Here is a 24,261-nt window from a genome sequence, read left to right as displayed (position 1 = left end):
GAACAGCCAAACACAACTTCGCTTGCTCCCGTAATCACTCAGTGATTCGTGGATCCTAAGACTAAAGCCCGTCCACTGTGATGGGCTTTATTGTTTTCAGGCGTTAGTGCTTTCGACTCTGGGAAGCGAATATAACCCACTAAAGCACAAGCAAAGCTACCGTTAACAAGCAATGAGCTTTACACTTAACAAGCGTCTCAATAGGTGAAAATATGGAACTCATTCTCTCTCTGCTGCAACAAACCTGTGTCTACTTAGTGATTGCTTACATGCTAAGTAAAACCCCACTGATTCTCCCTTTATTGAGCATCTCATCTCGCTTAAGCCATAAGATCAGCTGTTACGTTCTGTTCTCCTTGTTCTGTATTATGGGCACTTATTTCGGACTGCAGATCAATGATGCTATCGCCAACACGCGAGCGATGGGCGCAGTAATGGGCGGCCTGTTTGGTGGTCCGGTGGTTGGCTTTGCGGTCGGCTTTACTGGCGGGATTCATCGCTATTCACTAGGTGGTTTTACGGACTTAGCTTGTGCTATCTCAACGACAGCAGAAGGCCTGATTGGTGGTTTACTGCATGTGTATTTAGTCAGAAAGAACAAAGCCAGTCAGTTGTTTAATCCGCTGGTTGTATTCTCTGTCACCCTGTTTGCAGAAATCATTCAGATGTTGATTCTGCTCGCAGTCGCTAAACCGTTTGAGCAGTCCTACGCGCTAGTTTCTGATATTGCCGCGCCAATGATCATTGCCAACTCTGTGGGTGCCGCGTTGTTCATGAGCATCATCCAAGACAGAAAAACCATCTTCGAGAAGTACTCCGCAACCTTCTCACGCCGCGCACTTACTATTGCCGAGCGTTCGGTGGGTATTTTGCATGGCGGCTTCACTTCCGATAATGCACAAAAGATCGTGCGTATCGTTTATGAAGAAACCAACGTTGGTGCGGTAGCGATTACCGACCGAGAAAAAATCCTCGCGTTTGTCGGCATTGGCGATGAACACCATATTCCAAATACCCCGATTTCATCGCAGAGTACCCTCACTTCGATGGAAAAGAACGACATCATCTACCTTGATGGTAAAGAGAACCCATATCAATGTTCTCTATCTCAAGATTGTAAGTTAGGTTCTGCGCTCATTATCCCACTGCGTGCTGGTAACGAAGTGGTTGGTACCATCAAACTGTATGAGCCTAAGCTGAAGCTATTCTCGACCATTAACATGTCGATGGCAGAGGGTATCGCTCAGCTATTGTCGAGTCAGATCCTGTTCAGCAATTATCAGCAGCAGCAAACCCTGCTCACTCAAGCTGAGATCAAACTATTGCACGCTCAGGTTAACCCGCACTTCTTGTTCAATGCGCTCAATACTATTAGTGCTGTTACACGTCGTGATCCTGATAAAGCGAGAGAGCTCATTCAACACCTGTCTCACTTCTTTAGAAGCAACCTTAAGCAGAACATCAACACTGTGAAACTCAAAGACGAGCTGGCACACGTCAATGCGTACCTCACCATTGAGAAAGCACGTTTCACTGACAGACTAGAAGTCGAATGGGATATCGACCCACAGTTGTACGAATCACAACTGCCGAGCTTTACCCTGCAACCATTGGTTGAGAACGCCATCAAACATGGTATTTCGAACATGTTGGAAGGTGGCACAGTGAAGATCTATAGCGAAGCTTTCCAAGGTGGATTCAAACTGATCGTCGAAGACAATGCAGGCAACTATCAGAAACCATCTCAAGATCATGTCGGATTAGGTATGGAGATTGTTGACAAACGACTCACTAATTTCTTTGGACAAGATTCAGCACTAAAAATAGAATCTCAACCACAGCAATTTACTCGAATGAGCTTTATCATACCTATACTAAAATAACGGTCTTTTCGTAGGTGATAGCTTCTCGGTAAGCATATTTAGAAGACATAGATAGAAAACAAGCAGGGATAGAAACAAGATGAAGATTGTAGGATGTTAAAAGCACTAGTGGTCGATGATGAGCTTTTTGCTCGCGAAGAGTTGATTGAGCTGCTGACTGAAACAGGAGAAGTGGAAGTCATTGGCCAAGCGAGTAATGCAATTGAAGGACTAAAGCAAATCAACCTTCTCAAGCCTGACGTGGTGTATTTGGATATTCAAATGCCTCAGGTCACTGGAATTGAATTACTGAGCATGCTTGACCCGGAGACCATGCCTTACGTGGTGTTTGTGACCGCTTACGATCAATATGCGATTCAAGCCTTTGAAGACAATGCCTTTGACTACCTACTCAAACCCGTTGAACCTTGTCGATTAAACAAGAGTGTTTGTCGTCTGAATAAGGTCATCAAGCAAAACCAGAAAGCACCTGAACAAGACATCTCTGCGATTGCTCCCTGCCACTTAGAGCAGATTCCGTGTATTGGTCATAACCGCATTGTGATCATGGCAAGTCAAACGGTTGAATGCGCCTATTCTGATATCAGTGGTGTGCATGTTCGCAGCTCATCACAAACGGCAACCTCACAGTTAACCCTGAAGATCTTGGAAGAAAAGACCGATTTGATCCGCTGTCATCGACAATATTTGATCAACATAAAATCGATCCAAGAGATCAAGCTGTTAGAAAATGGATTAGCGGAGATCATTACACTGACGGGCTTTGAAGTCCCAGTTAGCCGCCGCTATCTAAAGACCTTAAAAGAACAGCTCGGCCTCCAATAAACATGTTTCAGACCGAGATATTGCACGATCAAAAAAGCCAACGCATTAACGTTGGCTTTCTACTGTTTGCAAATCGATAGCATCACAAGTCGATAAAGATTAATCGACTTGTTTAATCTGCAGCTCTTTTGGTACTTCAAAGAACATGTTCTCTTCACGACCTTGAATCTCTTCAACATCGGTAGCACCTAGCTCGCGAATACGATCTAAGATTTGGTTAACTAGCTCTTCAGGAGCAGAAGCACCAGCCGTTACACCGATTTTCTTCTTACCTTCAACCCATTCAGTTTGAATGTCTTCAGGGCAATCCGTTAGGTAACCTGGTGTGCCTAACTTCTCAGCTAGCTCTTTCAAGCGTGTTGAGTTCGATGAATTCTTAGAACCAACAACAATCACTACGTCTACGTCGTTTGCCATCTCACGCACTGCGTCTTGACGGTTTTGAGTCGCGTAACAGATGTCGTCTTTACGTGGGCCTTGAATCTCAGGGAACACGCGACGTAGCTCTTCAATCACATCTGCCGTCTCATCAACAGACAGTGTAGTTTGGCTCACGTAGTGCAAGTTAGTTGGATCGTTTACCACTAGGTTCTGTACGTCTTCTGGTCTTTCAACCAAGTACATACCACCTGTTTGGCTAGCGTACTGACCCATCGTACCTTCAACCTCAGGGTGACCTGCGTGACCAATCAGTACCACTTCCATATGTTTGCGGCTCGCACGAGCAACCTCCATATGAACTTTCGTCACCAAAGGACACGTTGCATCAAATACTGTAAGTTCGCGCTCTTTTGCTTCTTTACGAACGGCTTGAGATACACCGTGAGCAGAGAAAATTACGATGTTGTCGTCTGGCACTTCACTCAACTCTTCGACAAAAATAGCACCACGTTGCTTAAGCCCTTCAACAACAAAGCGGTTATGTACCACTTCATGGCGAACATAAATCGGTGGCTGATACATTTCAAGTGCGCGCTCTACGATGCTGATCGCACGATCGACACCGGCACAAAAGCCACGAGGGTTAGCTAACATTATTTTCATTTCATTGCTCATCATTTACCGCGGTACTAAGGTTGTTTCTATAGAGTTCGCCGTCAGCGAGGTTCGCATTCTACAGTGAAGCGCCTAGACAGTGAAGCTCTGGGTTGTGTGTCACCAGTAAGACTATTCGACAGCTAAGATATTGACATCAAACGTAACGTCTTGGCCTGCAAGTGGGTGATTAAAATCAACCGTCACTGAGTCACCCGCGATATCTGTAATAATACCTGGGATTTCCATACCGTCAGGGCCAGAGAATGCCATGATGGTACCGACTTCAACATCAGTACCACCAGCAAATTTTGCTTTATCCATATGGTGAATATGGTCTGGATTAGGCATACCAAACGCATCTTGTGCTTTCAGTTCGATAGACTTTTCTGTGCCTTCTTCAAGTCCAAGCAGACATGCTTCGAAGTTCTCACTTAGGCTGCCATCACCCATAACGAACTTCGCCGGTTTGCCCATATTTTCGGTACTATCGGCAACTGAACCATCCTTCATCTTAATCGTAAAATGTAGGGTTACTGCTGAATCATTTTTAATTGCTGCCACGTTACTTTCCTTAGATTTCTTTATTATTTGAGAACGCATTCTGCTTTACTCTCATATTAGTTGCAGCATAAAAAAAAGCGCCACCGGAATCAACCGACAGCGCTTAGGGCTATTCTATTCTGTGAGTCATAGACTGACTTTAATGCAATCTATTTCAAAGCGTTTTTACTTAAGGCTTATTCGCCTATTTGCTTTCGTCTTTCTTGCGGAAACCATCGAGGATGATCATCGCAGCACCGATACAGATTCCCATATCCGCTAAGTTGAATGCAGGCCAATGGTAAGTGCCCCAGTAGAAATCTAAGTAATCGACAACAAAGCCGTGCACTACACGGTCAAATACATTACCTACTGCACCACCAATAATGATGGCGTAAGCGATGTTGTTCCACTTTTCTGTCGCTGGTAGCTTACTCATCCAGTACGTCAACATGCCCGTTACTGCAAATGCGATACCGGTAAATAACCAACGCTGCCAACCACTTTGGTCACTCAAGAAGCTAAATGCTGCGCCGTAGTTGTGAACGTACAAAAAGTTAAAGAACGGCAGCACCTCAATACGGTTTGCCCAGCCATAACCCATGTTGTCCATGACAAAAAGTTTAATGCCGATATCTGCAAGGAAGACCAATAGAGCCAACCATAACCAACGCACACCAGATTGTTTTAACGAAACTTCACTCATTTCTATTCCTAGTATTTACGAAATTGGTATTCATTCTCACCTGATTTAAGTGATCATCAGTACCCAACTTGGCGAAACACATTTCCTATAATTAAAAATAACCCCAGTTGATACTGGGGCTATAATTTTTACAAAAAGTTCAGTCTTTCTCTGAGCGGTTATGCGAACTTACGCACTTCGCCTTCACCGTCGATGTTCGACACACAACGACCACAAACTTTCTCGTGACCTTCGATAGTGCCTACATCTGGAGTGTGGTGCCAGCAACGGTCACACTTCTCAGCTTCAGTCGCCGCTACTTCAACGAATAGACCTTCAACGTCTGTCGCTTGAGCTGCATCAGACTTCTCGCTTAGTGGCTTAACAACCGCAGCAGAAGTGATAAGTACGAAACGTAGCTCATCTTCTAGCTTGTTGATCTTAGCCGCTAGTGCGTCGTCAGCGTATAGAGTCACTTCAGCTTGCAGAGCACCACCGATTGTTTTCTCTTTACGAGCGTCTTCAAGAAGCTTGTTCACTGCGCCACGAACAGTCTGGATTTCAGCCCAGAATTCGTTGCTTAGCTCTTCGCCTTCAGCAAGACCAAATAAACCTTCGAACCACTCACCAGTGAATACGAACTTGTCACGCTGCTCTCCAGTTGGTAAAGAGCTTGGCATCTCGTTCCAGATTTCATCTGCAGTGAACGACATGATAGGTGCCATCCAACGAACTAGAGCTTCTACGATGTAGTAAAGCGCAGTCTGACAGCTACGTTGAGCATGGCTGCCCTGCTTCGCTGTGTACTGACGGTCTTTAATTACGTCTAGGTAGAAAGAACCCATTTCGATAGAACAGAACTGCATTAGACGCTGAGTTACACCGTGCGTGTTGTACTCGCCGTATGCTTTAACGATCTCTTCTTGTGCAGCTTGAGCACGGCCAACAGCCCAGCGATCAAGTGCAACCATCTCTTCAGCAGGAACTAGGTCAGTTTCAGGGTTGAAACCGTTCAAGTTCGCTAGGAAGAAACGAGCTGTGTTACGAATACGACGGTAAGCATCAGCTGAACGCTTCAGGATTTCATCAGAAACCGCAACTTCACCCGTGTAGTCTGTAGAAGCAACCCATAGACGCAGGATGTCTGCACCTAGCTTATTGGTTACATCTTTAGGTGCAACAACGTTACCGATAGATTTAGACATCTTACGGCCGTTACCATCAACCACGAAACCGTGAGTTAGTACTTGCTTGTATGGCGCTTCGTCTTTCATCGCGATAGATGAAATTAGAGAAGACTGGAACCAGCCACGGTGTTGGTCTGAACCTTCAAGGTAAAGATCAGCACTGTTGCCGTTGTATTCTTCACGAGAGTCAACAACAGAGAAGTGCGTAACACCTGAGTCGAACCATACGTCTAGCGTATCCATTACTTTTTCGTACTTATCAGCGTCTTCTGCGCCCATAAGTTCAGCAGCATCTACATCCCACCAAGCTTGAATGCCCTTCTCTTCAACTAGCTTCGCTACTTTTTCAATAAGTGCTGGGCTATCAGGGTGAAGTTCTGACGTTTCTTTATGAACGAACAGAGCAATTGGCACACCCCAAGTACGTTGACGAGAGATGCACCACTCAGGGCGACCTTCGATCATACCTTCGATACGGCTTTGACCCCACTCCGGCATCCACTCAACATTCTTAGTTGACTCTAGTGCTTTTGCACGTAAGCCAGCTTGATCCATAGAGATGAACCATTGTGGTGTTGCACGGAAGATGATTGGAGTTTTATGTCTCCAACAGTGTGGGTAGCTGTGCTCGTAAGCGTGGTGATGCAGAAGTGCACCTTTCTCTTTTAGAACTTCTAAAACAGAGTCGTTCGCTTTGAATACGTGCTGACCAGCAAATAGCTCTGTATCTGGCAGGTAAACGCCGTTTGAGCCTACTGGGTTAGCGATTTCTAGGTTGTATTTCTTACCAACCACGAAATCCTCTTGACCGTGACCAGGCGCAGTGTGAACCACACCAGTACCTGAATCTGTTGTAACGTGGTCACCAAGAACAGCAGGAACAGTAAAGTCGTAGAACGGGTGGTTGAACTGAGAAAGCTCAAGATCAGCACCAGTAGCAAAACCAAGGTTGTGGAAGTGCTCGATACCTGCACGATCCATTACGTCTTTTGCTAGTTCAGAAGCAACAACGATACGTTGAGCAGGCTGGTCGCCATTCGCTTCAACTTGGATAAGCACGTATTCAAGATCATCACGTAGACATACTGCGCGGTTAGCAGGCAGAGTCCATGGTGTTGTTGTCCAGATAACGATAGAGATTTCGCCCTGACCCGCGTGGCCTTCAGCTAGAGTAAATTTCTCTAGAAGCGCCGCTTCGTCAGCTGCTGTAAATTTCACATCGATAGATGGAGAAACTTTATCTTTGTATTCAACTTCAGCTTCAGCCAGAGCAGAACCACAGTCAGTACACCAGTGAACTGGTTTGAAACCTTTAAGAAGGTGACCTTTGTCTGCGATTTTACCTAGAGAACGAATGATGTTCGCTTCTGTGCCGAAATCCATAGTGCGGTAAGGTTTGTCCCACTCGCCCATGATACCAAGACGTTTGAAGCTCTCTTTCTGACCTTCAACTTGGCCCGCAGCGTACTTACGACACTCTTCGCGGAATTCAGCAGCCGAAATCTTCTGACCAGGCTTACCTTTCTTCTTCTCAACCATTAGCTCGATTGGAAGACCGTGACAGTCCCAACCAGGGATGTACGGTGCATCAAAACCAGAAAGGGTCTTAGATTTAATAATAATGTCTTTAAGAATCTTATTCAGCGCGTGGCCAATGTGAATGTCGCCGTTCGCGTATGGAGGGCCATCATGCAGTACGAAAGATTTTTTACCTTTCTTTGCCTTACGGATTTCGCCGTAAAGATCTTCTTTGTACCAACGCTTAAGCATTTCTGGCTCACGATTTGCCAGATTGCCGCGCATTGGGAACCCTGTTTCTGGTAAGTTCAGGGTATCTTTATAATCACTCATCGATTCTTAATTCCGTTATATTGGGCGAAGTTAGACATTATGTTAATCGGTGGAATCATCCGATTAATTCTTTAGCTGAAGCAGCCACACCCTTGCGGCTTCAGCATCCAATTCTATTTGATTCTTTAATGCGTCGAACGATTCAAATTTTATCTCGTCGCGCAGTTTGTGCAAAAGTCGTACTTCTAACTGTTTACCATACAAATTGGCTTTAAAGTCAAAAAAGTGCACTTCTAATTGCTGCCTTACACCATTAACTGTTGGTCGTTGTCCAATATTAGCAACGCCACCGACAGGAACCCCATCGATATCCAATGCTTCAACAACATACACTCCCGATACAGGAGAAACACAACGCTTTAATGGAATATTAGCGGTAGGGAAACCTATGGTTCTCCCTAGTTTACGACCATGGGACACACGACCACTAATACTGTAATCACGTCCTAACATGGTAGCACTTGCAGCCAAGTCATCGACCGCTAATGCATTTCGTATCTCAGTACTGCTGACTCGTAATTGGTTTAAGCAATAACTTTGGGTGCTTACCACCTCAAAGCCATACTTTTCGCCCGCTTCTTTAAGCATAGCGAAATTACCAGTGCGGCCTTTACCAAAGCAAAAGTCGTCACCAACCACCAAGAACTTCACACCAAGCTTATCAACCAAAAGATCTTTAATGAATGCTTCTGCGGATAAACTTGCAAAATACTGATTAAAATTGACACACAATAAACGACTGATATCTAGCTTGCTCAGTTGCACGTACTTATCGCGTAAGCGAGTTAAACGTGCTGGCGCTCTATCTCGGGCAAACAGCTCCATAGGTTGCGGCTCAAACGTCATAACAACAGAAGGTAGCCCTAATGCTGCAGCTTGTTTAGAAACCTGACTCAGAACCTCTTGATGTCCTAAATGAACACCATCGAAGTTACCTATGGTTAATACACAGCCATGATGCTGCGCTTTAATATTGTGTATACCTCGGATCAGTTCCATTATGATCAGCTAAAACCTGTTATTTGCATCATTTATTGTGTGAAACCGACGGATTATATACTAATCAGTATTAATCTGTCGCTGCTTTTAAATGTTTTACTCGGATACCTAAAATCAGTACCGAAACAATATAAACAAAGCCACCAAGTCCAATCAAGCCTGTTAATGTCAGCGCTCTCTGGCTAAAGCTCCATTCAAGCCAATGTTGCATATTATCCAGCTGCCATAAAATAGCGGCTACCATCACCACACCCGAGATAATCAATTTGGCACTGAACAATAAGGTTGTCTTCGTTAATTGATATACACCCGCAAGATGTAATCCTCTATATAACAAGGCCATATTCACAAAAGCTGACAATGCGGTCGCAATCGCCAAGCCAACATAACCATAGAAATAAGCAAAGATCGCGTTAAACACCATATTGGTCACCATCGCGATAATGCCGTACTTAACCGGTGTTTTCGTATCTTGGCGAGAGTAGTAACCCGGAGCCAATACTTTTATCAGCATGAAGTTAAGCAAGCCAGATGCGTAAGCAACCAATGACATTGATGCCTGCTGTACATCGTGTGGAGAGAACTCACCACGCATGAAGAGCACCATCAACATCGGTTTAGCTAAGACGATAAGACCTAACATCGCAGGAATACCAAGCAGCAAAACCATGCGCACGCCCCAGTCCATGGTATGTGCGAACCCTTCCCCTTGAGCGTCTACGTGTTTACGAGATAAAGCAGGAAGAATCACCGTCGCAATCGCGATACCGAATAAACCGAGTGGAAACTCAAGTAAGCGGTCTGAGTAGTACAACCAACTGATAGAGCCCGTTGCTAGAAAACTGGCAATGAAGGTATCAAACAGTAAGTTGATTTGGCTAACAGACACACCAAACAGAGCTGGGATCATTAATGTGCGGATCTTAACGACGCCCGGATCTCTCCAGCCCCACTTCGGCTTAACCAACACACCCGCTTTTATCAAGAAAGGCATTTGGAATAGGAATTGAACTAAACCACCAAGGAAGACACCGATAGCCAAGCCAATTTCAGGCTGTTCTAGATTAGGAGAGATGAACCACGCTGCACCGATGATCATAACGTTCAAGAACACAGGGGTAAAAGAAGATACAGCAAACTTACCTAATGTATTAAGAATGGCACCAGATAAAGCAACAAAGGTGATAAACCATAAATAAGGAAAGGTAATCTTGAGCATGAAGCTCGCCAGCTCAAATTTAGGCGCCGCAGGGCCATCATTCAACCAGTCGATAAACCAACCTGCACCAAACATCGCGGTGATCACACCAGAGCCCAAGACCCCGATAACCGTGACGATAGACACTAAAACCCCGAGCGTACCCGACACCTTAGCAATTAAATCTCGAGTCTTATCTTTATCACCTGCCGCGTGATATTCCGTTAATACAGGAACAAACGCTTGAGAAAACGCACCTTCTGCAAAAAGTCGACGTAAGAAATTAGGGATTTTATTAGCGAAGAAAAATACGTCGGCACTCGCTCCAGCCCCCATCAAATTTGCTACTACTACATCACGTACTAGCCCCAATACACGGGAAACAAAAGTCATAGCACTGACAATCAGTCCTGACTTTAATAGTCGTTTACTCACAGAAACCTCTGACACTAGTTGATTACTTTCAAGCGAGGATAAATACTATCCTATCCTAAGAAGCATATTTATTAGCATTGGTCTAAAAATGCTGTTAGAATCCCCGCCATCTTAACCGCGATGACCTTTCCATACCAAAGTTTGTTTGGCTACGATTGGTTTTTGCACAAATCATTTGACAATTAAGCGCTAATGAGGGATAGTCCTCGCCCTTAAATTGTCACCGAACTAAGTTTTTGGGAGTTAGACCCTTGGCAAACAGTAAATCTGCTAAGAAGCGCGCTATCCAAGCTGAGAAACGTCGCCAGCACAATGCTAGCCGTCGTTCTATGATGCGCACTTACATGAAAAAGACTATCGCAGCTATCGCAGCTGGTGATAAAGAAGCTGCAACTGCTGCTCTTGTAGAAGTTACACCACTTCTTGACCGTATGGCGACTAAAGGCCTTATTCATAAGAATAAAGCTGCACGTCATAAGTCTCGTTTCGCTGCTGCAATCAAAGCTCTTTAATAGAAATTTGATTACAACGCAAAACGAAAAAAACCGGCCTAGGCCGGTTTTTTTATATCTAAATTTTGAGTAACGCTGCTATTTACTTACTAAAATCGACTTTACTCAGTGAAAGCAGTTTTGCTTATTCACCGAACCTGCTTTTCAATAAACAAAGTAAGTCGATAGGAAAACAAGCTGTTCAGGATTAACGTTCGACGTGAAATACTGACACTTCCTTGTGTCGACCTTACCCCTGATAAGAAATCATCTCCCTCATCAGTAATAAGCTACTTGCAGTAGATACCATGCAGTAGGTTAATCATCGCTTTTACTTCTTCACTGCTCAATGTGTAATACACAGTTTGAGCTTCTTTGCGAGTTTCGACCAAACCATCTCTTCTCAACCAAGCAAGATGTTGAGATAAAGCAGACTGACTCAGTTCCAACTTGCCGCACAACTCCCCAACCGACAGTTCAGTACCATGTAATAGGCATAAGATCTGTAAGCGACGCTCGTTGGCCATGGCTTTGAGTAGAATCACAGCTTGTGCTGAGTTCTTCTCCATCTCTTTTAAGTTCATAGTTTGGCTCCCTACAACCTTTTCGCCAACTACAGGCTATCAGTATTTCCGGCATATTGCGGAGTTATGATAATCGATATCAATTCATTAACAAACTATCTCACTCGAACAATTTGCTAAAATCTGCGTCACATACGTTTTTAACTGCTGGATGTTGGATCATCCTCTCAGCAAATATGACGTAGTACTCCTCTTTTAGCTCTTCAATACCACCCAATAATTGCAGCGACGTATCTTCTTCCACTTCAGACATATACAGCGTCGGCGCTAAGAAAATAGCGTCATGATGATAACGAGCAAAAGCTTTCATCAATGCCGCATCATCAAATTCACCTAAAATATCAGGTTTAAGCCCTTGTCTATCAAACCACTGCAGCACTTTACGCCCCATCGAGGTTCGGCTACCTGGGATCAAAAGCTTCCTTTGTTCTAATACTGCAGGGAAGTTAACGCCTTCAACCTTGCCTGAACTGAAAAAGCTCATGCCACTCTCACCCAGCTTCTTACTAAACAAGCCCGGGCTTTGGCTAGAGTCCACCGGACAGTCAGACAAAATCATATCCAGCTTATGTTGAGAGAGTTGTTCGAGCAGCATTTCGTGAGTCGATTCAAAGCAGCGAAGGTGGATACTGTTATCTTCTGGGATCGTCGACATCAAGATCTTGCTAACAAGCCTTTTTGACAGCGCATCCGCTACACCCACATCAAACAGAATATTGGAGTGCTGGCTGTAATTCACAATATCGAGCATTTCATAACTCAGGCCAAACATACGGTCAGCATACTTAAAGACCAGCTGCCCAAGCTCTGTTGGCTCAACACTACGCCCATTGCGCTTGGTCAGCTTGCCGTCCATTCGCTCTTCTAATGCTTTTATCTGACCCGTTACCGTTTGAGGAGTGAGAAATAAAGCTTCAGCCGCTTTGGTAACAGAGCCTTGCTTGCAGACCATCCAGAAGTAATAAAGATGGTTATAGTTGAGGTGCGACATAAGTGTGCCGTAATAAAGGAGTAGATACCCTTTTATATCAAATATGACACTCCCGCTCAACAAACTCGGAAAAACCTAACTTAATCACTAATTACCACTTATTTTTTCGAAGTGTGTGATTTCATAATGTAATATTTGAGCGATTATTTTCAATTTTTTTCTAACTTTTAAGATCTATATCACCTATAGAAACACCCTTTAAATTCATTTAAAAACAGATACTTAAAATAACCCCATTAGCTATAGGAATATTTAAAGAGTAAATCATCACAAAAAAGTCTTACCTAAACCAAAATGTAATATTACTGAAATATTTCCCCTCTAACATCACGCTCAGATTAAACAAACAGACCAAACACAGACTTAAACGGTCCAATGGAGAAAACATTATGAACCAAGCTACTACTGCAGCAGCGCCTATCTCGAGCACAACTCGTTGGCTACGCTGGGCTAACTTGGCATTCATGCTTTACCTACTATTACTTTCAGTTTCAATGGTTGGTACAGGCTTCAAATGGGCAACAGGCGAGCAAGCAAAGGTTCTTTTCGAATTTGCTTCACACCCAGTTGCAGGCTTAATGATTGGTTTAGTGGCAACAGCACTTATTCAGTCATCAAGTACAGTTACTTCAATTATCGTTGGCCTTGTGGCAGGTGGTTTACCTGTTGAGCTAGCAATCCCTATGATCATGGGTGCAAACATTGGTACTACGGTAACCAATACGCTAGTTAGTCTTGGTCATGTTCGTTGTAAAGAAGAGTTCAAGCGTGCATTCGCAAGTGCGACCATTCACGACTTCTTTAACTTATTAGCCGTTGCTATCTTCCTACCACTAGAGATGGCGTTTGGTATTCTAGAGAAGATTTCTCACTGGTTAGTGTCTCCAATGCTAGCAACAGGTGATATGAGCATGAAGGGTCTTAACTTCATCAAGCCAATCACTAAACCTGTAGTAAGCGCGATTAAAGAGCCACTATCAACATTTGGCGACACTGTTGGCGGCATCATGCTTATCGTTCTTGGTATCGCAACTATCTTCGTAGCTATCACAGTAATGGGTAAGCTAATGAAGAGCCTAATGGTTGGCCGTGCTCGTGAGATTCTAAAGAACGCAATCGGTCGTGGTCCAATCCACGGTATCGCTTCTGGCTCTATCGTTACTATCCTTGTTCAGTCTTCTTCAACGACAACAAGCTTAATGGTTCCGCTAGTAGGTTCAGGTGTTCTTAAAGTACGTGACGTTTACCCATTCACTTTGGGCGCAAACATCGGTACATGTATTACCGCTCTACTTGCAGCAACAGCAGTATCTGGTGAATTCGCAGTATTCGCACTACAGATTGCTCTAGTACACTTGGTGTTCAACATCATGGCAACGGTATTCATCTTCGGTATTCCGTTCCTACGTGAACTACCAGTTAAAGCAGCTGACTTGATTTCAGACATGGCTGTGAAGAATAAAGCTGTAGTGGCTGGTTACCTTGTTGCGGTATTCCTTGTACTGCCTGGTAGCGTGTTAGCTCTTACTGCTTAACAGCAAAACAAACATCGCTTATAACAAAGCCCGCAACCTAGGTTGCGGGCTTTTTCTTTTCTGTACAGCAGATGAGAGATACGAGTAACGAAAGTCCGTTTCCCGTCATTCCCTACAGCGAGGAACGAGCGTGATAGGGAATCTCACGAACGCACCACTAAAGAGATTCCCTACTCCCTCCTTCGTCGGTCTAGGGAATGACGGAGGCTTTGCTCTTCGTATCTCGAATCCCGTTTACTCGTATCTAGCTACCCTATTTACCTTCCTCATTACGCAAGTACATAATAGCGACCATGCCAAAGCCGATAAATTGCCATAAATACTGTCCATCGCTTGCGCCAGTGATAGTTTGAGTGAAAGCCATACAAGCCGTCACAAACAGAGAAGCAAAGGCGGCATATAGCAACCAAGGACGCTCTTTACCAACCATGAACTCACCACCAAGTACCGAGCGAATAACCAATAAAAACGGCACACATTGCAAAGCAATTAGAATCGGAAACATAAAGTCGAACGTTGGGCTCAGTAAAACATGACCGACTTGGCTCTTGTCCCAGGTGCCGACAATATAGCCTTTCCAGCCTACCCAGGTATCTCCCGCATAGGCAGTATCTGGCGTGATAAAGCCAAGTAGCACGCCCATCACTTTATCGATAAAGCCATTTTTGAACCAAAATACGAATAAGAAGATCTGAATAGGAATGATCTGAAAAGCAAACTTCTTCAACATGTGTTTATCCCAAATAATGAATGATTTGGTGACCAGTATGTGGAAGTCGATGTTTTTACGCTTGATGCAAGGCAATCGAGCCTGAGTCCAAACAATAATCAAACATGTTGAAAAGCTAGCTGGTACAAGTGAGTCTTATAGAAATACCGTTGCAATCAGCTCTCACGAAACACGTTCACTTGAAAGCGTATTTCACGGTTTAGGAAAGGTTTGTTTTTTATAAAGATTCAATAAGATCAAATAGTTGACCTGTGTGCTCTTTTTTTACGTCAGTATAGCGCTGGTAGTTGTATTGCGAGCCTTTTGGGTTGTCCGACAGCTTGTCAGCCACACTAAGCAGATAAAAACTGATTGGGCTCGGTGTGCTTTCAGCAGCATAGGAAAGGTAAGGGAAAGCTTGGTTAGCATGTTGGTTGATTAACAATGCTAGTCCCAGAGTAAGATTGGCAATATCACAACGTGGATTCATCTCAAAGGCTTGCTTTGCCAATTGCAGAGCGCGTTCGCGATCTTCTTGCTCACTGTTTTGTAAATAAGCTAAAGACTCCGAATACGAAAGTAAGGCATTGACCAGATAGTTGTCTCGTCCTTGCTGTTGAATCGCATCCAACTGAACCGCTATGTCTTCAAATGGCTGACCACCTTTGCCTTGGTAAAAAAGCGATATCCCCTCAGAGATAACACTCCAATCATCGTAGCTCTCAATAGAGGTCACTCGATGACTCGCTACGCCATACTCAGACCCCGTAGGTGCAATAAATGCTTTAATCTCAAGGATGACATCCCCAATGGCATCAAAGAAATTATCTTGGCTAAAGCTCTTTTCTACTTTTTGGCTTTGGTTAGGGTGACTGTTGTTTTGTACCAGTACACTCAGTACATAATCCCCATCCTTTTTCTTGAGCCAACTTTTGAGTTCGACACCGTTGTTGGCAAGTGATTGCCTGCCCTGTTTAGATAGCTGAGAGAAGTGGTAACCTGATAGATTTTTAGCTGAGTTCAACCCGTAGAAAAGATAATTATAGACACTTTCCGACATCTCATAATTGTTCGCCGAATCGAGGGTGATGTCATGGATATAAACGGGAATCACATCAGCCTGGCGTGTAGTAATAACCATAGGGTCATTAGTTTGGAAGTCATTGTTCCATACCCAAGCTGCAGTTACGCCAACCGCTAATACTGCGGTTACGGTGAGGGTGATGATTTTCTTTTTGTAATAAGGAGCGAGAGTTGCAGTCGCAGATAGAGAAGTCTTTTCGGCAGACATAAGTTTAACGCTCGGCTGAGTCACTTCAATATCAAACAGATAACCTTGTTTAGGTATCGTCTGAATAATCCGATACGGACGAGACTTATCCTGAAGTTGACTGCGCAACAAACTGATGACCTGTCTGACCAAGTTGTCGGATACGTGAGTTCTTTGCCACACATCGGTAGCGATCTGTTGCGTACTCACCACCAGCCCACGCTTTTCGATGAAATAGCTGAGCAGCTTTGCTTGCAATGGCTCTAAATGAATCTCTTCACTATCAATCACCAACTGATTCTTCTCAGGGTAAAAAGAAATAGGAAAGTCGTGTTGCAATAGGAAGCAATGCGAGCGAGTCATAGCTGTTCTGTAGTTAGAAAAGACCCCACAAGATTATTGGTTTTATAAATAGTAAGCAAGCCAAGCATTGCAAATAAAAAAAGGCTGCACAGTAGCAGCCTTTCAATCAAACAAAAAGGGTTTGATTAAACCGAGAACGGGTATTTAATTGCCTCATGACATTCGTAGCCTTCAACCCAGAAGTCATCCATCGTTACCCACGTTTCCAAATCTTCTAAAGACTTAATCTCAGGATTGATATGGAATGTTGGGCCAGCTAGAGGCTCACGCTTCAACTGAATATCACGCATTGGTGCTAATTGATCTTCATAAATATGAGCATTAACTAGCTTGTGGTAAGCCACGCCAGCTTTCTTGCCAGTGATTTGCGCCATGATTGCTAGGAACACATACACTTGAACCATGTTGAAGTTCAGGCCTAGCGGTACGTCACAAGAGCGTTGAGTGCTGTTTAGGTACAGAGTATCACCAAGTAGAGAGAAGTGGTGGCTGTACATACACGGACGTAAGCAACCCATATGGAACTCGCCTGGGTTGTAGAAGTTTAAGATCTCACCACGGTCATCGATACCGTTCGTTAAATCATCCACAATCTTCTTCAGTTGGTCGATATGACCACCATCAGGTTTTGCCCATGCACGACCTTGAACACCATAAACACGGCCCATATCATCTTCACCCTTACGGTAAGGATTGTTCAGCCATGCTTCGTTCAGGTTAGAGTTCGCATCCCAAGTTTTTGTGCCTAGTTTACGGAAGTCTTCAGCATTGTCGTAACCACGAATGTAGCCAAGCAGTTCAGCAACCGCCGCTTTCCAGAAACTTTTGCGTGTGGTTACTAGAGGGAACTGGTTATTACCAACATCATATTCCAGGTCAGCATTGATCACGGTTAGGCAACGCTTGCCCGTGCGTCCATTTTCAATCCAAGTACCGTCATCAACGATACGCTGACAGAGATCTAAATACTGTTTCACACCAATTCCTTACTTCGTTTGTTGTGGTAATTCGTCTTTGTAGTGACCGCGTTTGTATGCCCAAACCATCATCAGCACACCGATGATAACCATTGGCAGTGACAGGATTTGTCCCATCGAGATAAATCCGCCGAACAAGCCTAGATGAGCATCTGGTTCACGTACGTATTCTACTAAGAAACGGAATGTACCATATCCTGCTAGGAATAATCCTGATACAGAACCAAGAGGGCGCGGCTTTTTAATAAACCAGTTCAAGATGAAGAACAGAACAATACCTTCAAGCGCCATTTCATAAAGCTGAGACGGGTGACGAGGAAGTGGACCACCATTTGGGAACACGATAGCCCATGGCACATCTGTCACACGGCCCCATAGCTCACTGTTCATGAAGTTGCCTAAACGACCCATACCTAAACCAAATGGTACTAATGGCGCAATCATGTCTGCTACGCCAAAGAAGGTGCGACCGTTCTTTTTCGCATACCAAAACATTGCGGTGATAACACCAAGCAAACCACCATGGAAAGACATGCCGCCAGTCCATACTTTAAATAGGTAAAGTGGGTCTGCTAAGAAAAGGTCAAAGTTGTAGAAAAGTACGTAGCCAATACGCCCACCAAGAACCACACCTAGAAAGCCAGCAAACAGTAAATCTGATACTTGCTCACGAGTCCAACCACTACCTGGCTGATCAGCTCGGCGATTTGCTAACCAAAGAGCAAACATAAAACCGACGAGGTACATTAAGCCGTACCAACGAACTGAGATTGGTCCTAGTTCAATAAGAACAGGATCGATATTTGGGAATTCGATAAAACCCTGAGACATACTTGGCTCTCTATCTAAATTGATCAACGGTTAGCTCACAGCTAACAGAAAAGACACTACAGCAGCATAGTGGCTGCTATAAACATTAAAAATACTGCAAAGAATTTCTTTAACACAGGGGTTGGCAATTGAGTAGCCAGCTTCGCACCCACTCGCGTCGTCAGAACGGAAGTACAAGATATCGCAATCAAAGCCGGAAGATAAACATAGCCCAAGCTAAATGCAGGCAGATCATCGACAGAAGAACCATGCCAAATGAAACCGAGCATTCCCGAGATCGCAATAACACAACCACACACCGATGATGAGCCAACCGCTTTGCGCATTTCCACACCATGATGGTTAAGGAAAGGCACCGATAATGACCCACCACCAATACCCGCTAAGCTTGATACCAAACCAATACCGCCGCCACATAACATGGTTTTAGCGGAACCTGGCATCGCCTTCTGACTCTTAGAGCGAATCGACAATAGCATTTGCAAAGCCAACACCAACACGATCATACCGAATACTTTTGGCAGATACTGAGCCGGAATCACTTCGGCTACAAAAGAACCGAGGAAACCACCGACAACCACTCCTGGCATTAACCACTTAACGACAAAAATATCCACGTTACCCAATTTTAAGTGGTTAATCGCAGATGATCCCGACGTGACAATAATGGTAGATAGCGACGTAGCCAGTGCCATTTGCATTGCAAACTCTTGAGGTATGCCCGCTTTAGGAAGCAAAAACAGTAAGGCAGGAACCACCAGCAAACCACCACCAATGCCTAGCAAGCCAGCTAAAACACCAACAATAGCCCCAAGGCCTGCTAACAAGCCTATCAGTTCATATGACACGTTAAATCCTATTTTTTACCTGCTCGAATGAAGCCTGTAAATTCACGCTCTTCGAAATAGTTCAGCATCATACTATAGATGTCACTACCATACGGTTTTGAAAGTGCCTTATTTGCCAAATCCTGTAATTCACCCAAGTTAGATTGACGAATCAGATATTTGGTTCGGGCTACATTCGAGGTATTCATACTTAACGTCTGATACCCCAACCCAATCAGTAACAGTGCGCCCATCGGATCACCGGCTAATTCTCCACAAATACACACGGGTAATTGATATTGCTTACAAGTATCATGAATTTGTTTTAATGCCATGATCACCGCAGGGTGCATTGATTCATAGACATCGGAGACTCGTGAATTGTTCCGATCAACGGCCAATAAATATTGGGTTAAGTCATTGGTACCGACAGAAACAAAATCGACCTTATCCGCAATCAGCGGCAGCAGATAAAGCATTGATGGTACTTCGATCATGATACCAATTCGTGGCATACGCACTCGGTTATCAAGCTCGTGCACTTCATCATAGGCTTGCTCAATCAACTGTAGCGCGTCATCAAGTTCTTGAGCACCGGAGATCATCGGTAGCAAAATACTTAGGTTGTGGCTCTCACAACTCGCACGTAGCATAGCGCGTAACTGAATAATAAAGATGTCAGGATGATCGAGCGTAAAGCGAATACCACGCCAACCAAGGAATGGATTGTCCTCTTCAATAGGGAAATAAGGTAAGGCCTTATCACCACCGATATCGAGCGTACGCATCACCACTTGCTTCTTAGGATAACTTGCTAGTACAGAACGATACTGTTTGAACTGTTCGTCCTCTGAGGGAAACCTTTGTTGCAACAAGAAAGAGATTTCCGTTCGGTACAGCCCTACTCCATCAACACCTTGGTTAATGGCAATATTGGTATCGGCACTCAAGCCCGCATTAAGTAAGATCTCGACCTGCTGGTCATCTTGCGTTTTTGCTGGCAGATACAATTCTCGGTTGACCATAGAAGAGAGCTCACTCTCCTCAAGAATCAGCCCTTGATACTCTTTTAACAGGTTTTTCGTCGGCTCAATAAAGATCTCACCGCTATACCCATCAACAATCGCTTGCTTGCCATTCGCTTGAACAAGGTTGAGGTTAACCCCCATTACCGAAGGAATACCAAGAGCGCGAGACAAGATCGCAGCGTGTGAGTTCGCCGCCCCTTCCAAGGAAATCACGGCCAACAGCTTTTCTTTTGGAATCGACGCTAATACCGAGGCCGTTAATTCACGAACCACCAGAATGATAGGTTTATCTAAGGTGCGTAGCTCGTATTCAGAGTTATGAAGGAAATACAGCAGCCTTTGTCCGAGTTCTCGGATGTCTTGCGCTCTCTCACGAAGATAAACATCAGACATGCGAGCAAAGCGGTTGGAGTAACTCTCAACCACTTGTCTTAATGCCCAATCGGCTTTATCGCCTTTCTGAATCTGGCTCTTTAGATCCTTACGCAACATAGGATCGTTGAGTAAGTGAGTAAACAGGTCAAAGATCGCCAATGCGTCTTTATTGATTTCACTGTCTAAGCGCTTTCGCATGCGCTTAAAGTCATTGAGGGCTTTCTCTACCGCGACCGCCAACAACTCTTGCTCTCTTTCGATGTTGAGTGTCGATGCTGGGTACACATCCGTTAATTCAGGCTGTGTGTTGTCCCACCAAAGATCACCAATCGCAACACCCGATGAGGCAGCGATACCTTTAGTTGCAGGCAGCTTCTGTTGCTCTAATAGCCAATGGCCTTGGGTTTGGGCGTGCGCCACAATAACCGCAAGCTGTGCTGAGAGCGTGACAAGGAAGGACTCTTCCATCTCACTGAATAATCGTGGGGATTTCTGCTGAATAACCAATACGCCAAGCACTTGCTTGCGATGGATGATCGGAGTACCAAGAAAAGAGTGATAAACGTTTTCTCCAAGCTCTGGAAAAAACTTATAAGCAGGGTGAGCAGATGCCTGTGCAAGGTTGATAGGTTCCGCACTTCGCTTAACAAGGCCAACCAGACCTTCGTCAAAACCAATGTGGATACTATTGCCTTCAAAGATCAGGCCTTGAGTTGCCATCAACTCAAGGCGCTGCATATCATTATTGGCTAAATACACGGTGCAACATTCCGTCTGCATCGCACTGCATGTCTCTTTAACTAAAATATCAAGTGCCGTCGACACATCTTCAACTCTTGATACGTGTTCAACTATTTCCCTTAGTTGACTGAGCATGCTTAACCTCTACGCAATTTGCGTTTTCCTTTTGTTTTTCGCTCTTTAAACGGCATTGCTAAAGATGCGAATTCTTTCATCGCTCGACGGTAAACATCTCGCTTGAAAGAAACAACTTGTCGAACTGGGTACCAGTAACTCACCCAACGCCAACCATCGAACTCAGGTGTACTTCCACGCTGCATATTGATACGCGATTCATCGCAATCTAAGCGCAAAAGGAACCACTTCTGTTTTTGTCCAATACAGACAGGTTTCGAATCCCATCGAACCAGTCGTTTGGGTAGCTTATAGCGTAACCAATGACGACTTGTCGCGACGATCTTTACATCCTTTTTAGTAAGGCCAACCTCTTCATACAACTCGCGGTACATTGCCTGTTCCGGAGTCTCACCTTCATCTATTCCCCCTTGAGGAAATTGCCATGAATGTTGTCCGTATCGTTTAGCCCAGAAGACCTGACCATGGTTGTTACAGATTACAATACCAACATTTAATCGGTAACCATCGCCATCTATCACTGGCCAACCTCTATCTAAATTTTTAATTACACTGATTTTTCCACATATCCCCAATCGGAGCAAATTTAGTGACGTGATAAGCGCTATATTTATGAATATTAACTAAGAATATGGATAAGTTTTGTTCAAAATTTAGTTACCCACACAATAGTGAGACATAGACCACATTTATTCACCTTTTCTGTGAATAACTATGTGAAGAATTACCCGCAATCGTTTTTTTTAATCCATAGATTCATCAACACCCAAAACAACAAATCTATAAATTAAATTTAAATCCATTTAAAATCAGGCATTTAAAACTAAAAATCAATTCCCAAAAACAAGAGAAATGAAAAAGATCTTTTAAAATTAGAACGTGGTTAAAGATCAACCACTCCGGTGTTTATCCACACTGCTAATGGAAAGATTCATTTTAACCCCTGTTTGGCAAGCATTTTATCCACCACAAACCCCTGTTTATTTATCCACTAAATTAATATTTCAATTAATTACGTTCATGTCCTGTGGATAACCCTAACTTTGATCCCTTTAGTCGCAATGAGATCATTTCTTAACCAGTCGTCATATGGTGATAACTTCTGATAAAATCGTTTTTTTGATCATGCCTTTTATTATGAAACCAGAACCACAAACACAACAAGAGCTGTTAGACAGAGCCTACGCGATTGCCGGAATGACTTTCAAAGAGCTCGCAGACGAAGCCGAGATGGACATGCCAAACGACCTGAAGCGTGATAAAGGCTGGGTTGGACAGCTTTTGGAATGGCACTTAGGCGCACCTGCTGGTAGTAAACCAGAACAAGATTTTGCGAAGCTAGGTATTGAGCTCAAAAGCATTCCGATTGGCTACTCTGGAAAGCCGCTCGAAACCACGTTTGTTTGTGTCGCTCCATTAATGGGCGTACAAGGCATTACCTGGGAAACCAGTCACGTTCGTAACAAGCTATCCAAAGTGTTGTGGATCCCTGTTGAGGGAGAAAGAGAGATCCCATTGGCAGAAAGGCACGTAGGATCCCCTTTGCTATGGACACCAAGCGAGGCTGAAAACGAGCTGCTAAAAAGGGATTGGGAAGAACTGATGGAATTGATCGTGTTAGGCAATGTTGAACAAATAACAGCAAGACACGGTGAAGCGCTGCATCTACGACCAAAAGCCGCCAACAGCCGAGTGTTAACGGAAGCTTACGGTGCTAGTGGAAAGCCCATCAAGACTAAACCGCGTGGTTTTTACCTAAGAACTCAGTTCACCCACAAATTGCTGACGACACACTACGCATAGGTGGTTCTAACGCACCTCTAAGATCGGATGATCAATGTGTTATCAACCGTCGGTAATAAGAAACGAGTTCTAATGAGGTTTGAGCGCCAGTTCAATATCGCAGTAGCTTTGGCTTGGCTCACTACCAAACTCATCATACGCGTTGTGCAAGCGAAGGTAGGCCTTTTCAAAGCCGAGCCGGAGTAACTCCTCTTTCACTTGATCCAAGGATCCAAAGTGAAGCGGCTCGCCGTCTTGCTTTACTGGTTCTAGCTTGTGTTTGTACTCCACCGCCAATAGATACTCTGAGATATCAGAACAACCAATAACGTACACTTTAGGTGTCTGATAAGAGTCTTTGTGCTCTCCATGTAACCACATGTCTAATTGATGCTTTTGCATAGCCGGCCTCCCTTGCTCTCTAAAGCTTAGTAGAACTCTATTTCTTTACTAGGGCGTGTTGATTTTTCTCGATTAAAAAACCAAAAAAGAGAAGCAAGCGCTTCTCTTTTTTGGTCAGTTCTAGTTCAAAAGCTCACACTTTTGACGCCATAACTATCCCTGTGACTTATCTAAGGGGTTGAAAGGTGCTATCAACCCCGCAGATTACGTCGGTATTCGCGCACTTAAGACACGACGAAGGTGACGTACTCGACGTTCAATAGTAACGACTTCAGGTTCAGAAAAACCAATAGGTCGACCATCTGCTTCAAGACCAATATCTCTTAATAAGTGAGTATTGTTCCATGGTAGATCATATGAACTGCGACGAACTTTTCGTTGCCATTCACGCTCTTCACGACGAAGGTCTGCACGGATAAGGACTGTTGCTAATTTTAAATATACTGAGTGACGCATAATAACTCTCCAGTTGTTGAATAAACTGAGGAAAAATAGCGTGTTAGATAGTATGAGGGCTTCTCATTTAGCTGCTATTTTTCCGCAGCCAAATAAGGGTACGGATCTATTAGTTAGGTTTAT

22 protein-coding genes are annotated in these 24,261 nt (G+C 44.1%); 5 read left to right on the top strand and 17 right to left on the bottom strand.

Features of this window, described 5'->3' with window-relative positions; translation table 11 throughout:
• The first annotated feature begins 212 nt into the window (after positions 1-212).
• A complete protein-coding gene (locus tag L0992_02700; protein ID XGB67637.1) occupies positions 213-1,883 on the top strand; it encodes a sensor histidine kinase in 1,671 nt (556 codons plus the stop codon).
• Positions 1,884-1,976: 93 nt separating this feature from the next.
• A complete protein-coding gene (btsR, locus tag L0992_02695) occupies positions 1,977-2,708 on the top strand; it encodes a two-component system response regulator BtsR (GenBank protein ID XGB67636.1) in 732 nt (243 codons plus the stop codon).
• A gap of 99 nt (positions 2,709-2,807) precedes the next feature.
• On the opposite strand, the gene ispH is transcribed toward btsR, so the two are convergent.
• The 6 genes from ispH to murJ form a co-directional block, all read right to left on the bottom strand.
• Positions 2,808-3,764, bottom strand: a complete 957-nt coding sequence (gene ispH / locus L0992_02690) for a 4-hydroxy-3-methylbut-2-enyl diphosphate reductase (protein ID XGB67635.1) — start codon at positions 3,762-3,764, stop codon at positions 2,808-2,810.
• A gap of 111 nt (positions 3,765-3,875) precedes the next feature.
• Entirely contained in the window at positions 3,876-4,307 is a 432-nt protein-coding gene (gene fkpB / locus L0992_02685) for an FKBP-type peptidyl-prolyl cis-trans isomerase (GenBank protein XGB67634.1), read from the bottom strand.
• Between the two features lie 184 nt (positions 4,308-4,491).
• Positions 4,492-4,992 (bottom strand): signal peptidase II, encoded by a 501-nt coding sequence (lspA, locus tag L0992_02680; protein XGB67633.1) that lies wholly within the window; start codon positions 4,990-4,992, stop codon positions 4,492-4,494.
• Between the two features lie 158 nt (positions 4,993-5,150).
• A complete protein-coding gene (ileS, locus tag L0992_02675; GenBank protein XGB67632.1) occupies positions 5,151-8,009 on the bottom strand; it encodes an isoleucine--tRNA ligase in 2,859 nt (952 codons plus the stop codon).
• 63 nt (positions 8,010-8,072) lie between these two features.
• Positions 8,073-9,008, bottom strand: coding sequence for a bifunctional riboflavin kinase/FAD synthetase (gene ribF, locus L0992_02670; GenBank protein ID XGB67631.1), 936 nt, complete (start codon positions 9,006-9,008; stop codon positions 8,073-8,075).
• A 70-nt stretch (positions 9,009-9,078) separates the two neighbouring features.
• Complete coding sequence (gene murJ / locus L0992_02665) at positions 9,079-10,656, bottom strand: murein biosynthesis integral membrane protein MurJ (GenBank protein XGB67630.1); 1,578 nt, start codon at positions 10,654-10,656, stop codon at positions 9,079-9,081.
• 236 nt (positions 10,657-10,892) lie between these two features.
• Between murJ and rpsT the strand changes: the two genes are divergently transcribed.
• Entirely contained in the window at positions 10,893-11,153 is a 261-nt protein-coding gene (gene rpsT / locus L0992_02660) for a 30S ribosomal protein S20 (GenBank protein XGB67629.1), read from the top strand.
• 269 nt (positions 11,154-11,422) lie between these two features.
• On the opposite strand, the gene L0992_02655 is transcribed toward rpsT, so the two are convergent.
• Positions 11,423-11,716 carry a metalloregulator ArsR/SmtB family transcription factor gene (locus L0992_02655; GenBank protein ID XGB67628.1) on the bottom strand — a complete coding sequence of 98 codons (294 nt, stop codon included), beginning with the start codon at positions 11,714-11,716 and terminating at the stop codon, positions 11,423-11,425.
• Positions 11,717-11,816: 100 nt separating this feature from the next.
• Positions 11,817-12,707 carry a transcriptional activator NhaR gene (gene nhaR, locus L0992_02650; protein ID XGB67627.1) on the bottom strand — a complete coding sequence of 297 codons (891 nt, stop codon included), beginning with the start codon at positions 12,705-12,707 and terminating at the stop codon, positions 11,817-11,819.
• 389 nt (positions 12,708-13,096) lie between these two features.
• Here nhaR and L0992_02645 point away from each other — a divergent pair, with 389 nt between their 5' ends.
• The gene (locus L0992_02645; GenBank protein XGB67626.1) at positions 13,097-14,242 is read left to right on the top strand and encodes a Na/Pi symporter; all 1,146 of its coding nucleotides are present in this window, start codon (positions 13,097-13,099) and stop codon (positions 14,240-14,242) included.
• A 253-nt stretch (positions 14,243-14,495) separates the two neighbouring features.
• Here the strand turns inward: L0992_02645 and L0992_02640 are convergent, their stop codons facing one another.
• The 7 genes from L0992_02640 to rppH form a co-directional block, all read right to left on the bottom strand.
• Positions 14,496-14,972: a hypothetical protein gene (locus L0992_02640; protein ID XGB67625.1), complete on the bottom strand. Its 477-nt coding sequence runs from the start codon at positions 14,970-14,972 to the stop codon at positions 14,496-14,498.
• Between the two features lie 217 nt (positions 14,973-15,189).
• Positions 15,190-16,584, bottom strand: a complete 1,395-nt coding sequence (locus L0992_02635; GenBank protein XGB67624.1) for a winged helix-turn-helix domain-containing protein — start codon at positions 16,582-16,584, stop codon at positions 15,190-15,192.
• Between the two features lie 125 nt (positions 16,585-16,709).
• Positions 16,710-17,561 carry a thymidylate synthase gene (locus tag L0992_02630; GenBank protein XGB67623.1) on the bottom strand — a complete coding sequence of 284 codons (852 nt, stop codon included), beginning with the start codon at positions 17,559-17,561 and terminating at the stop codon, positions 16,710-16,712.
• Positions 17,562-17,570: 9 nt separating this feature from the next.
• The gene (gene lgt, locus L0992_02625; protein ID XGB67622.1) at positions 17,571-18,392 is read right to left on the bottom strand and encodes a prolipoprotein diacylglyceryl transferase; all 822 of its coding nucleotides are present in this window, start codon (positions 18,390-18,392) and stop codon (positions 17,571-17,573) included.
• A gap of 56 nt (positions 18,393-18,448) precedes the next feature.
• A complete protein-coding gene (locus L0992_02620) occupies positions 18,449-19,240 on the bottom strand; it encodes a sulfite exporter TauE/SafE family protein (GenBank protein XGB67621.1) in 792 nt (263 codons plus the stop codon).
• 8 nt (positions 19,241-19,248) lie between these two features.
• Positions 19,249-21,498, bottom strand: a complete 2,250-nt coding sequence (ptsP, locus tag L0992_02615) for a phosphoenolpyruvate--protein phosphotransferase (GenBank protein ID XGB67620.1) — start codon at positions 21,496-21,498, stop codon at positions 19,249-19,251.
• A 2-nt stretch (positions 21,499-21,500) separates the two neighbouring features.
• On the bottom strand, positions 21,501-22,019 hold the full coding sequence (rppH, locus tag L0992_02610) for an RNA pyrophosphohydrolase (protein ID XGB67619.1): 519 nt from the start codon (positions 22,017-22,019) through the stop codon (positions 21,501-21,503).
• Positions 22,020-22,587: 568 nt separating this feature from the next.
• On the opposite strand from rppH, the gene mutH reads away from it, so the two are divergent.
• Positions 22,588-23,301, top strand: a complete 714-nt coding sequence (mutH, locus tag L0992_02605) for a DNA mismatch repair endonuclease MutH (protein XGB67618.1) — start codon at positions 22,588-22,590, stop codon at positions 23,299-23,301.
• Between the two features lie 69 nt (positions 23,302-23,370).
• Here mutH and L0992_02600 read toward each other — a convergent pair whose 3' ends face one another.
• The gene (locus L0992_02600; GenBank protein ID XGB67617.1) at positions 23,371-23,682 is read right to left on the bottom strand and encodes a DUF6482 family protein; all 312 of its coding nucleotides are present in this window, start codon (positions 23,680-23,682) and stop codon (positions 23,371-23,373) included.
• A 204-nt stretch (positions 23,683-23,886) separates the two neighbouring features.
• Positions 23,887-24,138: a DUF1127 domain-containing protein gene (locus L0992_02595; GenBank protein ID XGB67616.1), complete on the bottom strand. Its 252-nt coding sequence runs from the start codon at positions 24,136-24,138 to the stop codon at positions 23,887-23,889.
• Positions 24,139-24,261 lie beyond the last annotated feature (123 nt).

This window comes from Vibrio pomeroyi (assembly GCA_041879425.1).
In the GTDB taxonomy this organism is placed as follows: domain Bacteria; phylum Pseudomonadota; class Gammaproteobacteria; order Enterobacterales; family Vibrionaceae; genus Vibrio; species Vibrio pomeroyi_A.
This window is presented reverse-complemented; position numbering and strand designations above follow the sequence as displayed.

What these genes read in the sequence shown, in the direction of transcription:
- L0992_02595 (XGB67616.1), bottom strand. Translation starts at nt 24,138, where the DNA reads ATGCGTCACTCAGTATATTTAAAATTAGCAACAGTCCTTATCCGTGCA.
- mutH (XGB67618.1), top strand. Translation starts at nt 22,588, where the DNA reads ATGGTGATAACTTCTGATAAAATCGTTTTTTTGATCATGCCTTTTATT.
- btsR (XGB67636.1), top strand. Translation starts at nt 1,977, where the DNA reads ATGTTAAAAGCACTAGTGGTCGATGATGAGCTTTTTGCTCGCGAAGAG.
- ispH (XGB67635.1), bottom strand. Translation starts at nt 3,764, where the DNA reads ATGAGCAATGAAATGAAAATAATGTTAGCTAACCCTCGTGGCTTTTGT.
- L0992_02700 (XGB67637.1), top strand. Translation starts at nt 213, where the DNA reads ATGGAACTCATTCTCTCTCTGCTGCAACAAACCTGTGTCTACTTAGTG.
- ileS (XGB67632.1), bottom strand. Translation starts at nt 8,009, where the DNA reads ATGAGTGATTATAAAGATACCCTGAACTTACCAGAAACAGGGTTCCCA.
- nhaR (XGB67627.1), bottom strand. Translation starts at nt 12,707, where the DNA reads ATGTCGCACCTCAACTATAACCATCTTTATTACTTCTGGATGGTCTGC.
- L0992_02640 (XGB67625.1), bottom strand. Translation starts at nt 14,972, where the DNA reads ATGTTGAAGAAGTTTGCTTTTCAGATCATTCCTATTCAGATCTTCTTA.
- L0992_02655 (XGB67628.1), bottom strand. Translation starts at nt 11,716, where the DNA reads ATGAACTTAAAAGAGATGGAGAAGAACTCAGCACAAGCTGTGATTCTA.
- L0992_02635 (XGB67624.1), bottom strand. Translation starts at nt 16,584, where the DNA reads ATGACTCGCTCGCATTGCTTCCTATTGCAACACGACTTTCCTATTTCT.
- L0992_02645 (XGB67626.1), top strand. Translation starts at nt 13,097, where the DNA reads ATGAACCAAGCTACTACTGCAGCAGCGCCTATCTCGAGCACAACTCGT.
- ptsP (XGB67620.1), bottom strand. Translation starts at nt 21,498, where the DNA reads ATGCTCAGTCAACTAAGGGAAATAGTTGAACACGTATCAAGAGTTGAA.
- lspA (XGB67633.1), bottom strand. Translation starts at nt 4,992, where the DNA reads ATGAGTGAAGTTTCGTTAAAACAATCTGGTGTGCGTTGGTTATGGTTG.
- ribF (XGB67631.1), bottom strand. Translation starts at nt 9,008, where the DNA reads ATGGAACTGATCCGAGGTATACACAATATTAAAGCGCAGCATCATGGC.
- L0992_02600 (XGB67617.1), bottom strand. Translation starts at nt 23,682, where the DNA reads ATGCAAAAGCATCAATTAGACATGTGGTTACATGGAGAGCACAAAGAC.
- lgt (XGB67622.1), bottom strand. Translation starts at nt 18,392, where the DNA reads ATGTCTCAGGGTTTTATCGAATTCCCAAATATCGATCCTGTTCTTATT.